The organism is Pseudonocardia kujensis (assembly GCF_021283305.1).
Lineage (GTDB): Bacteria > Actinomycetota > Actinomycetes > Mycobacteriales > Pseudonocardiaceae > Pseudonocardia > Pseudonocardia kujensis.
In genome coordinates this window covers 43,303-56,289 of the sequence record NZ_JAJSOK010000019.1, presented here as the reverse complement: position 1 = coordinate 56,289, position 12,987 = coordinate 43,303, and the positions used below count along the sequence as shown (strand labels likewise).

General features: G+C 74.8%; 11 protein-coding genes. 10 read left to right on the top strand and 1 reads right to left on the bottom strand.

What is annotated here, in order from left to right; translation table 11 throughout:
* Positions 1 to 21 precede the first annotated feature (21 nt).
* The 10 genes from folC (at position 22) to LWC35_RS15625 (ending at position 10,409) form a co-directional block, all read left to right on the top strand.
* The gene (gene folC / locus LWC35_RS15670; protein WP_372463054.1) at positions 22 to 1,506 is read left to right on the top strand and encodes a bifunctional tetrahydrofolate synthase/dihydrofolate synthase; all 1,485 of its coding nucleotides are present in this window, start codon (positions 22 to 24) and stop codon (positions 1,504 to 1,506) included.
* Positions 1,503 to 1,895, top strand: a complete 393-nt coding sequence (locus LWC35_RS15665; RefSeq protein ID WP_232870858.1) for a DUF4233 domain-containing protein — start codon at positions 1,503 to 1,505, stop codon at positions 1,893 to 1,895. The genes folC and LWC35_RS15665 overlap by 4 nt, the downstream gene beginning before the upstream one ends.
* A 52-nt stretch (positions 1,896 to 1,947) precedes the next feature.
* Positions 1,948 to 2,487 (top strand): DM13 domain-containing protein, encoded by a 540-nt coding sequence (locus tag LWC35_RS15660; protein WP_232870857.1) that lies wholly within the window; start codon positions 1,948 to 1,950, stop codon positions 2,485 to 2,487.
* Positions 2,488 to 2,532: 45 nt separating this feature from the next.
* Entirely contained in the window at positions 2,533 to 2,943 is a 411-nt protein-coding gene (ndk, locus tag LWC35_RS15655; protein WP_232870856.1) for a nucleoside-diphosphate kinase, read from the top strand.
* Between the two features lie 234 nt (positions 2,944 to 3,177).
* A complete protein-coding gene (locus LWC35_RS15650; protein ID WP_232870855.1) occupies positions 3,178 to 4,101 on the top strand; it encodes an ABC transporter ATP-binding protein in 924 nt (307 codons plus the stop codon).
* A complete protein-coding gene (locus LWC35_RS15645; protein ID WP_232870854.1) occupies positions 4,101 to 4,940 on the top strand; it encodes an ABC transporter permease in 840 nt (279 codons plus the stop codon). The genes LWC35_RS15650 and LWC35_RS15645 overlap by 1 nt, the downstream gene beginning before the upstream one ends.
* On the top strand, positions 4,937 to 5,767 hold the full coding sequence (locus LWC35_RS15640) for an ABC transporter permease (RefSeq protein WP_232870853.1): 831 nt from the start codon (positions 4,937 to 4,939) through the stop codon (positions 5,765 to 5,767). Before LWC35_RS15645 ends, LWC35_RS15640 begins: the two co-directional genes overlap by 4 nt.
* A 754-nt stretch (positions 5,768 to 6,521) precedes the next feature.
* A complete protein-coding gene (dapA, locus tag LWC35_RS15635; protein WP_232870852.1) occupies positions 6,522 to 7,400 on the top strand; it encodes a 4-hydroxy-tetrahydrodipicolinate synthase in 879 nt (292 codons plus the stop codon).
* Between the two features lie 548 nt (positions 7,401 to 7,948).
* Entirely contained in the window at positions 7,949 to 9,892 is a 1,944-nt protein-coding gene (locus LWC35_RS15630) for a TIGR03960 family B12-binding radical SAM protein (RefSeq protein ID WP_232870905.1), read from the top strand.
* Complete coding sequence (locus LWC35_RS15625) at positions 9,885 to 10,409, top strand: GNAT family N-acetyltransferase (protein ID WP_232870851.1); 525 nt, start codon at positions 9,885 to 9,887, stop codon at positions 10,407 to 10,409. Before LWC35_RS15630 ends, LWC35_RS15625 begins: the two co-directional genes overlap by 8 nt.
* A 4-nt stretch (positions 10,410 to 10,413) precedes the next feature.
* On the opposite strand, the gene LWC35_RS40280 is transcribed toward LWC35_RS15625, so the two are convergent.
* Positions 10,414 to 12,984: a lysylphosphatidylglycerol synthase domain-containing protein gene (locus LWC35_RS40280; RefSeq protein ID WP_232870850.1), complete on the bottom strand. Its 2,571-nt coding sequence runs from the start codon at positions 12,982 to 12,984 to the stop codon at positions 10,414 to 10,416.
* Positions 12,985 to 12,987: the final 3 nt, after the last annotated feature.

The following is a 12,987-nucleotide window of genomic DNA, read 5'->3' as shown; positions in this document are numbered from 1 at the left end:
CGCGAGGGGTGCGGAGCAGCGGTGACGGATCCGGAACCCCCGGAGGGCGAGGGCGAGGTCCGCGCCCCCGAGGAGCAGGCCCAGGACGCGGTGATCTCGCACGTCCTGGACCAGATCCGCGGGTCGGACACCCCGGACGTCGTGCCCGCACAGTCCACGGTGGCGGGGTACGCCGAGTTCCTCGCCGTCGAGGCCGAGCTGGACCGGCGCTGGCCGGAGACGGTCATGGAGCCGTCGCTGGACCGGATCCGCGCGCTCGTCGAGGTCCTCGGCGACCCGCAGAACGGCTACCCGGTCGTGCACCTGACCGGCACGAACGGCAAGACGTCGACGGCCCGCATGGTCGACGCGATCCTCAGCGAGATCGGCCTGCGGACCGGCCGGTACACCAGCCCGCACCTGCAGCGGGCCACGGAGCGGATCAACCTGGACAACCGGCCGGTCTCGCCCGAGCGGTACGTGCAGGCCTACCGGGACGTCGAGCCGTTCGTGGACCTGCTCGACGCGAAGAACGAGATCCGGCTGAGCAAGTTCGAGGTGCTCACGGCCATGGCCTACTCGGCGTTCGCCGACGCGCCGGTCGAGGCCGGGATCGTCGAGGTGGGGCTCGGCGGGCGCTGGGACGCGACCAACGTCGTCGACGCCCGGGTCTCCGTCATCACCCCGGTCGGCCTCGACCACGCCGAGTACCTCGGCACGGACCTGCTCGGGATCGCGCGGGAGAAGGCCGGGATCATCAAGCCGGGGTCCGTCGCCGTGCTCGCGGCGCAGGACAAGGAGGTGGCCGAGGTGCTCATCGAGCGCTGCGCCGAGGTCGGCGCCCAGGTGGCCCGCGAGGGCGCCGAGTTCGGCGTGCGCGAGCGGGAGCTGGCCGTGGGCGGGCAGCTGCTGGAGCTGCAGGGCCTGTCCGGCCGGTACGACGACATCTTCCTGCCGCTGCACGGCGAGCACCAGGCGTCGAACGCCGCGATCGCGCTGGCCGCGGCCGAGGCGCTGGTCGGCGCCGGGCCTCAGCAGCCGCTGGATGCCGACGCGGTGCGGGCGGCGTTCGCGTCGGTCACCTCGCCCGGGCGGCTGGAGCCCATGCAGGGCGGCCCCGGCAGGCCGACGGTGCTGATCGACGCCGCGCACAACCCGCACGGCGCCCGCGCGCTGGCCGCCGCCCTGATGTCGGAGTTCCGGTTCACGCGGCTGGTCGCCGTGATCGGCGTGATGCGGGACAAGGACGCGAAGGGCCTGCTGGAGGCCCTCGAGCCGGCGGTGCACGAGGTCGTGGTGACCATGAACGCGTCGCCGCGGGCGATGGACCCGGACGAGCTGGCGGCGCTGGCCGTCGAGGTGTTCGGGCGGGACCGGGTGAGCGTCGAGCCGCAGCTGGCGGCGGCGATCGACCAGGGCGTCGAGCTGGCCGAGGAGGCCGGGGACTCGGGCGTCGGGGTGATCGTGACCGGCTCGGTGGTGACCGCGGGCGAGGCCCGGTCGATCTTCGGGAAGGAGCCGGCGTGAGCACGGAGCCGGTGCGTCCGCCCGCCACGGACCCGATGAAGGGCTTCCGCGGCGTGTGCGCGGGGCTGCTGGTGCTCGAGGCGATCGTGGTGCTGCTCGGGGTGCTCGTCGTCGCGAGGTTCACCCAGGGCGCGCTGAACCCGGTCGCGATCACCGTCGTGCTGGTGCTCGGGCTGCTGATGATCGTCGCCTCCGGGCTGCAGCGCCGGCCCTGGGGGCTGGGGTTCGCGCTGGTCCTGCAGGCCGGGCTGCTGGCGACCGGGATCTTCCACGTCTCCCTGCTGGCGATCGGGCTGCTCTTCGTCCTCGTGTGGGGCACGGTGCTGTGGATGCGCCGCGACGTCGCCCGCCGGATGGCCCGCGGCCAGCTGCCGTCCCAGCAGCAGTAGCGACCGTCGTCGGGCTCTGGTCACGGGGCCCGCGGCCCGGCATCCTGCGCGCATGTCCGGTCGCCCGGGGGCGCGCCGCGGATGGCGGCGCCGGTCCGTCCTGCTGCCCGCCGCCGTCGTGCTCGCGCTGGTCGTCGCGGCCGGGCTGGTGTGGTTCGAGCCGTGGAAGCTCGTCGTCGACGCGCCGGTGGCGGAGCCCGCTCCCGTGGCCGCGGCCCCGGGCGGCGTGCCCGCGGCGGCGCCCGTCGTGCTCGCCTCCGGCACGCTCGTCGCCCACGAGCACGCGACCACTGGGAGGGCACTGCTCCTCGCGCTGCCGGACGGGTCCCGGGTGCTGCGCCTGCAGGACCTGGCCACGAGCAACGGGCCACGCCTGCGGGTGTGGCTCACCGACGCGCCCGTCCTGCCCGGGCGCGACGGCTGGTACGTGTTCGACGACGGCCGCCACCTCGACCTCGGCCCGCTGAAGGGCAACGTCGGCAGCGCCAACTACCCCGTCCCGGCCGGGGCCGACCTGACCGGGCTGACCAGCGTGAGCATCTGGTGCGAGCGGTTCTCGGTGTCGTTCGGCGCGGCCACGCTGGCCGCCTGACGGCCCGGTGACGACCCGACCGGGGGCGTCGCTACGCTCCGTCGCGTGACTGAACGCACCCTGGTCCTCGTGAAGCCCGACGGCGTCGCCCGGAACCTGATCGGCGAGTGCCTGGCGCGCATCGAGCGCAAGGGCCTCACGGTGGTGGCGCTGGAGATGCGCACCGTCGACCGCGATCTGGCGAGCCAGCACTACGCCGAGCACGACGGCAAGCCCTTCTTCGAGTCGCTGCTCGAGTTCATCACCTCCGGCCCCGTGGTCGCGGCCGTGGCCGAGGGCCCGCGCGCGATCGCGGCGTGGCGGCAGATCGCCGGTGGCACCGACCCGGTCGAGAAGGCCACCCCGGGCAGCATCCGGGGCGACTTCGGCCTCGAGACCCAGTCGAACCTGGTCCACGGCTCGGACTCGCCCGAGTCCGCGGAGCGTGAGATCAAGCTCTGGTTCCCGAACCTCTGAGCGGGGCCGAGGCGACGGCCGGGCTCACGGGCCCGGCCCCGCTCGCGCGCGGCGGCACCGGGCTCCCGGGGTGGTACGCCGCGCGGGGCTGGACCGAGGTCGGCCGGTTCCCCGCCGCGTTGCGGCTCGGACCGGACGACGTCCGCGACGAGCACTGGTTCCAGCGCGCGATCGGGCCGTGCGGTACGCGGAATCGACGAGAAAGTGTCGGCCCCGCCCGTTAGCGTTCCGGGCGTGGGGGACGGACTGGTCCAGGCGCGGGACCTGCGCAAGCGCTTCGGGACGTTCGAGGCCGTCCGCGGGATCGACGTGGACGTCGCGCAGGGCGAGGTCTTCGGCTTCCTGGGGCCCAACGGGGCGGGCAAGTCGTCGACCATGCGGATGATCGCGTGCGTCTCGCCGCGCACGTCCGGGTCGCTGCAGGTCCTGGGGATGGACCCGGACCGGGACGGGCCGCGGATCCGGGCGCGGCTCGGCGTCGTCCCGCAGCTGGACAACCTCGACACCGAGCTGTCCGTCCGGGAGAACCTGGAGATCTACGGCCGCTACTTCGGGCTGCCGCGCAGGCACGTGCGGGCGAAGGCGGCGGAGCTGCTGGAGTTCGCGCGGCTCACGGAGCGGGCCGAGGACCGGGTGGAGCCGCTGTCCGGCGGCATGAAGCGCCGGCTCACGATCGCCCGTTCCCTGGTCAACGACCCCGACCTCCTCCTGCTCGACGAGCCGACCACGGGCCTGGACCCGCAGGCCCGGCACCTGCTGTGGGAGCGGCTGTACCAGCTCAAGCGCGAGGGCGTCACCCAGATCATCACCACGCACTACATGGACGAGGCCGAGCAGCTGTGCGACCGGCTGGTCGTGATGGACGGCGGGGTGATCGTGGCCGAGGGCTCGCCCGCCGAGCTCATCGAGCGGTGGTCCACGCGGGAGGTGCTGGAGCTGCGGTTCGCCCCGGAGGACCGGCCCGCGGCCGCGGACCTGGAGCGCCACGCCGAGCGGGTCGAGGTCCTGCCGGACCGCGCGCTGCTCTACACCGCCGACGGGGAGCGGTCCCAGGCCGCGCTGCACGCCGCCGGGCTGCGGCCGCTGTCGGCGCTGGTGCGGCGCTCGACGTTGGAGGACGTGTTCCTCCGCCTCACGGGCCGGACGCTGGTGGACTGATGGCGATCGAGGAACGCGCGGCCGCCGCCCGCGCGGCCCCGGCGGCGGCTCCCCGGTGGGTGCACGGGGTGCTGCTGGTCGTCGAGTCGTTCTGGCGGTGGTACCGGCGCAACTGGCGGGCCACCGCGGTGTCGTCGGTGCTGCAGCCGCTGCTGTTCCTGCTCGCGTTCGGGCTCGGCTTCGGCAGCCTGATCGCGACCCGCCCCGGCGCCGCGGCGGCGACCGGAGGCGTGCCCTACCTGGTCTGGCTGGCCCCGGCGCTGCTGGCGATGTCCACGGTGCAGAGCGCGGCTTTCGAGATGACCTATCCCGTGCTCTCCGGCTTCAAGTGGCAGCGCGTGTACCTGGGCATGGCCGCCACGCCGCTCACCGGCGCGCAGATCGCGCTCGGTCACCTCGTCTGGGTCGCGGCCAAGATGACGCTCACCGGCGCGGTCTACCTCGTCCTGATCGCGCTGTTCGGCGGGGCCGCCTCGATCGGGGTGCTGGGCTCGCTCGCCGCCGCGGTGCTGACCGGGGCGGCCGTCGCGGCGCCGGTCATGGCGTTCTCGGCGAGCCGGGAGGACGAGGGCGCGGCGTTCAACGCGCTGTTCCGGTTCGTCGTGCTGCCGATGACCCTGTTCTCCGGCACGTTCTTCCCGGTCGCGGCGCTGCCGGCGTGGGTGCAGCCGCTGGCGTGGATCTCGCCGCTGTGGCACGGCACCGAGCTCGCCCGTGCCGCCGCGCTGGGCACCGGCACCGCCGGGGCGGTCCTCGGGCACCTCGCCTACCTGCTCGCGCTGCTCGCCGTCGGGGCCTGGCTGGCGGTCCGGGTCTTCACCCGGAGGCTCGCGCCGTGACCGCCCTCGACACCGCCACCCGCGCCGCCCCGGGGTGGGCCCGGCTGCTCCCCGGCGGCAGCTACGCCGGCCGCTCGCGCATGCTGCTCCTGCGGTCCGCCACCGCCTCCCGCCGCACCTGGCCGGCGATCGTGTCCGGGTTCGCCGAGCCGGTGTTCTACCTGCTGGCGATGGGGTCGGGGCTGGGCTCGCTGGTCGGCACGCTGCCCGGGCCGGACGGCCGGCCGATCTCCTACGCCGCCTGGATTGCTCCGGGCCTGCTGGCCGCCTCCGCCATGAACGGCGCGGTGTTCGACGCGACGTTCAACGTGTTCTTCAAGCTCAAGTACAACCGGCTCTACGACGCGATGCTGGCCACCCCGCTCGGCCCGGTCGACATCGCGCTCGGCGAGATCGGCTGGGCGCTGCTGCGCGGCGGGCTCTACGCCACCGGCTTCCTCTCGGTCATGGCGGTCGCCGGGCTCCTCACCTCGCCCTGGGCGCTGCTGGCGCTCCCGGCGGCGCTGCTCGTGGCGTTCGCGTTCGCCGCGATCGGGATGGCGGCGACCTCGTTCATGCGGTCCTGGCAGGACTTCGACCTGGTCACCCTCGCCGTGCTGCCGATGTTCCTGTTCGCCACGACCTTCTACCCGCTCGGCGTCTACCCGCGTCCGCTGCAGATCCTCGTCGAGTGCCTACCGCTGTTCCACGCCGTCGAGCTGATGCGCGGGCTCACCACCGGTGCGGTGCACCTGGGCCTGCTCGGCCACCTCGCGTACTTCCTGGTCATGGCGGCGGTCGGGGTCGTCGTGGCCGCACGCAGGCTCGAGGCGCTCCTGCTGCGATGACGGTGGTCGCCGTGCCGGTTCCCACGCCGGGCCCCGCTCCGACCGCTCCGACCGCTCCGACCGCACGACGGAGCCCGCCAGCGCCACCAGGCCCAGTGCCCCGGTGAGCCAGGCGCCGAGCGCGACGGGGCACCGCGTCAGCGTCTGCACCGCGGCCACCACCGAGGTCGCCCCGGCGGCGGCCAGCGCGACCTGGTGCGGCCAGCACGGCAGCCGCCCGGAGCGGACGAGGCCGCCGGTGACCAGCGCGAGCACCGCGAGCCCGAGCAGCAGCAGGACCGGCACCCGGCCCGCCCGCCCCAGGCCCAGCAGCGTCCGGACGTGCCACTCCGCCACCCGTGTGACCGGCACGTCGTGCCACGGCGACCCCCACCACCGCAGCCCGAGCGCCGCGACCGCGAGCAGGGCCGCGGCCGTGCCCGCCTCACGCAGGCGCGGCAGCTCGCGGGGTGCGGGGCGGGGCCGCCGCCGGGCCGGCGGGGCCGGGGAGGACACCGCGCTCATCACCGCTCCTCCGCTCCTGCCCGGACCCGCAACGCTGCCCGGAACGCTAGGCAGTGGCGGGGAGCCGGTCGCCAGTGCGAGCCCCCGGATCCGGGCGCACCATCCCCCCGGCCCGGGTGGGGCCAGCACCACCCCCGGATCGCCCGGGCCGGGGCCGGGGACCCTGCCCACCCGGGCCGGATCGCCCTGGGCTCGTGTCGCGCGCGCTTGCTACCGTCGCCGTCGCGTTCGCGTCACGAAGGGCATGCTCATGATCACCGGAAGTCTCGTCGCGCTGGTCACTCCCATGCGGGAGGACGGCTCGATCGACCACGAGGCGCTGGAGCGGCTCGTCGAGCGGCAGGTGCTGGCCGGGACCGCGGCGATCGTGTCCGTGGGCACGACCGGCGAGTCCTCCACGCTGTCGGTCGAGGAGCACACGGACGTCATCCGCCGCACGATCGACGTCGTCGGCGGCCGGGTCCCGGTCATCGCGGGCACCGGCGCGAACAACACGGACGAGGCCATCCACCTCACCCGGTCCGCCGCGGCGGCCGGCGCCGACGGTGCGCTGCTCGTCACGCCGTACTACAACAAGCCCCCGCAGGAGGGGCTGTTCCGGCACTTCAAGAAGGTCGCCGAGGCCGTCGACATCCCGCAGTACCTCTACAACGTCCCCGGCCGCACCGCCTGCGACATGCTGCCCTCGACCGTGGAGCGGCTCGCCGAGGTGCCGAACATCGTCGGGCTCAAGGAGGCCAAGGGCGACCTGGACCGGGTGCGCGACCTGGTCGCGCTGGGGCTGACCGACTTCGCCCTCTACTCCGGGGACGACGCCACCGCCCGCGCCAGCATGCTCGCCGGCTTCCACGGCGACATCTCGGTCACCGCGAACGTCGCGCCCGAGCAGATGGCGCGGATGTGCAAGGCCGCCATCTCCGGCGACGACGAGGAGGCGGCCGCCATCGACGCCGACCTCGCCGGCCTGCACCGGGCCCTGTTCGCCGAGCCCAACCCGATCCCGGTGAAGTGGGCGCTGGCCGAGATGGGCCTGATGCCCCGAGGCATCCGGCTGCCGCTGGTCCCGCTCGACGAGTGGCACCACGAGGACGTGCGCGCCGCGCTGCGCACCGCGGGGCTGCTCGACTGACGGCGGCCGGGCTCAGCCGCCCGGGCCAGGGCGTGCCGGCGGCCGTGCAGCCACGCGGCGAACTCCGGTAGGTCCGGCTCGGCGTCCCGGGGGACGGGAGGGCGCGGTCCGCGCGTCTCGACGCGCGGCGGCCCGAGCAGGCGGACGACGACGGCGGGCCCCGCCCCGCCGTCCTCCCCCCGTCCCGGCCCGTCCGGGTCCATCCGCGTCCTCCCGTCCACGGGGAAGGAGCCCAGGAGGGCAGCGCCCGATACGTCCGGCGGCGCCCGTTCGGCCGGTTCCGCCGTTCGCGTCAGACCCGTTCGCCCATCATGAGCAGGTGCTCGGACTCCCGGAGGGGTGAGGTCGGCGGCGACCGTGCCGTAGCCGCCGGAGGCCCGCAGCGCGCGGTGCCTGGGGCCGACGGCGCGGATCGGGTCGGTGGTCGGGGTGCTCATGGGGCTCCTCGTCGGGTGCTCTCGCGGTGATGCCGGTCACGGGGAGCGTGGCGGGGGAGCGTGTGCGGAGGAGTAATCGGCGCGGGGCTACCCTGGGTCCGCGTGAGCGCTGTGCTGTCAGGGTCCGTCTTCCCGGCCCTCGAACCGCTTCTGCCGCGGGTGTCCAAGCCCGTGCAGTACGTCGGCGGCGAGCTGAACGCGCAGACCAGACCGTGGGAGTCCGCCGAGGTGCGGTGGGCGCTGCTGTACCCGGACGCGTACGAGGTCGGCCTGCCCAACCAGGGCGTGATGATCCTCTACGAGGTCCTCAACGAGCGCGCCGACGCCCTCGCCGAGCGCTGCTACGCCGTCTGGCCGGATCTCGAGGGGCTCATGCGCGAGCACGGGGTCCCGGCCTTCACGGTCGACTCGCACCGCCCGATCGGCGCGTTCGACCTGCTCGGCGTCAGCTTCTCCACCGAGCTGGGCTACACCAACCTGCTGACCACGCTCGACCTCGCCGGTATTCCGCTGCACGCGGCCGACCGCGACGAGAGCCACCCCGTCGTCGTCGCGGGCGGGCACGCCGCCTTCAACCCGGAGCCGATCGCCGACTTCGTCGACGTCGCCGCGCTGGGGGACGGCGAGGAGGTGGTCGGCGACATCACGGACGTCGTCAAGGCGTGGAAGGCCGAGGGACGCCCGGGTGGCCGCCGCGAGCTGCTCCTGCGGCTGGCGAACACCGACGGCTGCTACGTCCCGTCGCTGTACTCGGTGACCTACTCCGGCGGCGCGATCGCCGCGGTCACGCCCGAGGCGGGGGCCCCGGCCACCGTCCAGAAGCGCACCACCAGCGACCTCGACGAGTGGCCCTACCCGAAGGCGCCGCTCGTCCCGTTGGCCGAGACCGTGCACGAGCGGGCCAGCGTGGAGATCTTCCGCGGCTGCACCCGCGGCTGCCGGTTCTGCCAGGCGGGCATGATCACCCGCCCGGTGCGCGAGCGGTCGCTGCCGGGGATCGGCGCGATGGTCGACGCCGCCGTGCGGGCCTCCGGGTTCGACGAGGTCGGCCTGCTGTCGCTGAGCAGCGCCGACCACTCCGAGATCGCCGACATCACCAAGGGGCTGGCGGACCGCTACGAGGGCACCAACACCTCGCTCTCGCTGCCCAGCACCCGCGTCGACGCCTTCAACATCGACCTCGCGAACGAGATCAGCCGCAACGGTCGCCGCTCCGGGCTCACCTTCGCCCCCGAGGGCGGGTCCGAGCGGATCCGCCGGGTGATCAACAAGATGGTGTCGGAGGAGGACCTCATCCGCACCGTCTCCGAGGCCTTCGCGCAGGGCTGGCGGCAGGTCAAGCTCTACTTCATGTGCGGGCTGCCCACCGAGGAGGACGAGGACGTCCTCGAGATCGCGGGCATGGCGCACCGGGTCATCCAGGCCGGCCGCGCCGCCTCGGGTCGCAACGACGTGCGCTGCACCATCTCCATCGGCGGTTTCGTCCCGAAGCCCCACACGCCGTTCCAGTGGGCGGCGCAGGCGCACCCGGACGTCGTCGACGCCCGGCTGCGCAAGCTCCGCGAGGCCGTGAACAGCAACAAGAAGCTCGGCCGCAACATCGGCATGCGCTACCACGACGGGCAGCCCTCGCTCATCGAGGGCCTGCTCGCCCGCGGCGACCGCCGGGTCGGCGCGGTGATCGAGCGGGTGTGGCGCGAGGGCGGCCGGTTCGACGGCTGGTCCGAGCACTTCTCGTACGAGCGTTGGACCACCGCGGCGAAGGCCGAGCTGGAGCCGTTGGGCGTCTCGCTGGAGTGGTTCACCACCCGGGAGCGCGAGGAGGGCGAGATCCTGCCCTGGGACCACCTCGACTCCGGGCTGGAGCGGGACTGGCTCTGGGCGGACTGGCAGGACGCGCTGTCCGGCCGGGAGCAGGACGACTGCCGCTGGACCCCCTGCTTCGACTGCGGGGTGTGCCCGTCGACGGGCGCCGACATCGAGGTCGGGCCGAGCGGGACGACGCTGCTCCCGCTGACGGTGGTGAACCCCGTCGGGCGGGAGCTGGGTGGCTGAGGAACCGCAGCCGGCCGGTTCCCAGTCGGCGGGCACCCGGCAGATCACCGTCCGCGTCGCGGACGAGCGCGACGTCGAGGCCCTCGCCAGGCTCCGCCGCGCCTGGACCGAGGAGCGGGCCGGGCGCCCCGTCCCGGACCAGGCGTTCGAGGCGGCGTTCGCGCAGTGGGCGCGCGTCGAGCAGCCCCGGCGGACCTTCTGGCTGGCCGAGATCGGCAGCGACCGGGCCGGCTGGACGCCGATCGGCTCGATCAACGTCGTGGAGATCGTCCCGATGCCCCGCCCCGGGACGCGCGCGGGGAGGGTCGGGCAGGTGGGCAACGCCTTCGTCCTCGAGGCCTTCGCCGACCGCGGGGTCCCGCGCGCCCTGCTGCAGGCCGTCGTCGACCACGCCCGGGAGCGCCGCTACCGGCGGCTGATCCTCGCGCCGACCGCCCGCAGCACGACCTTCTACCGACGCGCGGGCTTCCGGCCGGCGGGGGAGACCCTGCTGGTCCTCGAGCCCGGTCCGGAGTAGCCGGTCAGACCACACCCCGGTGTTGCAGGTAGCGGAACATCCCGATCCCGGGCAGCACCGGCAGCCAGTAGGTCAGCAGCCGCGAGGTCAGGGTCGCCGCGACCGCGGGCGCGGGGGCCACGCCGACGGCGACGAGTCCGGCGACGAGCAGCGCCTCCACCGCGCCGAGGCCACCCGGCGTCGGGGCGATGTGCCCGAGGGTCTGCCCGACGACGAACACCACCAGCACCTCCAGCCACGGGAAGTGCGGGTCGAAGGCGGCCAGGCAGGTGGCCAGGCCGAGCGCGGACACCAGGTGGTACGCGGCCGCGCCGCCGAAGAGCTGCGCCGCCCGCAGCGGGCGCCGGATCGCCCCCCACAGCTCGCGGACGACCTGCAGCCCGGGCCGGACGATCCGCCGTCGGCCGAGCGGTGACCCGAGGACGAGCCCGGCCAACACGAGGATCCCGGCGATCGCCCCCAGCAACGGCCAGCCGGTGGGGATCTTCACGAACCGGAGCGTCCCGGTGATGCCCACCGCGAACACCCCGACCACGCAGATCACGGCCGAGACCGCGCCCGTCGCGGCGAGGTTCAGCATCGTCACGCCGACGGCGAGCGAGCGACGCATCCCCAGCTTCTCCATGAACGCGATGTTGATCCCGAAGAAGCCGACGCCGCCGGGCGTGGTGCGGCCGGTGAAGGCCGCGGCGACCTGCACCTCCACGGTGCGCCGGAACGGCAGATGGGCGTCGCAGGAGCCCAGCAGGGACACCGCGGACAGCACGATGGCCAGCATCCCGGTGAACACGGCCAGCGCGAGCCACCACCAGTTGGCGTCGCGGAGCAGGCTGACCGTCTCCGGCAGATCGGCGAGCTGCGGCAGCAGGAGGTAGATCGCGCCGCCCAGGAAGAGCATCGTGACCAGCGCGCGCGGCCGGACGGGCGACGGGTAGCTCGGCAGCGGCCGCCCGATCCGGTCGGCCAGTGCCTCGCGCAGCTCGCTGAACAGGTAGTGGCCCTCGGCGATCTGCTCCCGGACCCCGCGGTGCAGGGCGAGGGGCTGCAGGTAGGCCAGCGCGGCCTCGAGCCGGTCCGCGGACAGGGTGCGGTGCGCCGCCGACACGGTCCGGTCGACGCCCACGATGGAGACGAGGGTGATCAGCACGTCGGCGAGGTCCTGGGCCAGCAGCGACGGGCTCGCCCCCACCTGGCCGAAGGTGAAGTTCAGCAGCCAGGGGTCCCCGTCGGCGTCCACCAGGATGTTGTCGGCCTGCAGGTCGTGGTGGGCGATGTGGGCCCGGCCGAGGATCGCGACCTGTGCGCACACCGCGTCGAGCAGGCGGTCGTCGATCTGCGCGGCGGGCAGGTCGGCGAGCCGGCGGCCCTCGACCACCCGGTGGACCAGCACCGGCGAGCCGTGCTGGATCACGCAGGCGAGCTCCACGGGCGGGGTCCGCACCCCCGCGGCCTCGGCCAGGCGCGACACGTAGGCCTCGTGCTCCACCTCGTGGTGCGTGCTCGACACCCGGGGCACGTCCTGGACGTCGATCGTCGCGAGCAGCCGGCGGAACCGGTACCAGGGGCCCGCCCGCCGGTGCAGCCGCGCCACGGCGCGCGCCCGGAGCCGCTTGCCGTCGCGGGTGGTGATGGTGAAGCGGCGCGGGCCCAGCAGGTGGGTGCGCTCCTCGTGGATCTCGTCCGGGCACAGCCCGGCCTCCTCCAGGGTGCGCCGCACGGCCTCGACGGACGTCCGGCGCCCCGGCGCGCCGCCGACGAGGTGCGACGCCGACCCCGCGCCCCAGCCGACCAGCGCGCCGGCGAACACGGCGAGCGGCAGCACGCCCAGGTACACCTCGGCCAGCGCGACGGCGACCGCCACGACCCAGGCGACGGACGTGGCCTTGCGCGGCAGGTAGGGGGCGACAGCGGTGACGAGGGCCGCCGCGACGGCGGTGTGGGTGGCGGCGAAGGCGAACCCCTCGGGGCCCGGGAGCCGCAGGCCGAGCTCGCCCACCAGCTCGGGTGGCACCGGCCGGGTGGGCACGACGTGCCCGAGCGCCGTCGTCACCAGCCAGGCGACCGTGCCGGCCGCGATGAGCTGCAGCGCCGCGCGGACGTGTTTGACGTACAGGGCGACGGCCGCCGCCCCGGCCACGCCGGCCCACGACCCGACCCACAGCAGCCCCACGGCGACCGGGGTGAAGCCGGCGGGGAGGGCGCCGATCTCCTCGAAGATCGCCGCCTCGACGGGGTTGACGGCGCCGTCGGCCGCGAGCGCGCACAGCGTGACGACCGCGGCCGCGAGGACGATCCGCACGACGTCGCCGGGCCGGCGGCCGACGGAGAACCGCCGCAGCGAGCGGGGCCCGGGCGCGGGGACCGGGCCCTCGGCGGAATCCTCGGCGGAATCCTCGGCGGGATCCTCGGCGTGTTCCTGCTGCCGGTCGTCCGTCCGGCCCTCCCGTCGTGCCGCGTCGCCCGTCCTGCGCGGGCCGCCGCCGGCCCGCTGGCCGCCGCCGTCCCCGGCGCCGTCCCCCGCGCCGTCCCCGGCCTGCTCGGCGGCCCGTTCCTCGAGGCTGCTGCTCTCGTCCACGCT

Coding starts and splice junctions, on each gene's coding strand:
- dapA (WP_232870852.1), top strand. CDS start 6,522: ATGATCACCGGAAGTCTCGTCGCGCTGGTCACTCCCATGCGGGAGGAC.
- LWC35_RS15660 (WP_232870857.1), top strand. CDS start 1,948: ATGTCCGGTCGCCCGGGGGCGCGCCGCGGATGGCGGCGCCGGTCCGTC.
- LWC35_RS15645 (WP_232870854.1), top strand. CDS start 4,101: ATGGCGATCGAGGAACGCGCGGCCGCCGCCCGCGCGGCCCCGGCGGCG.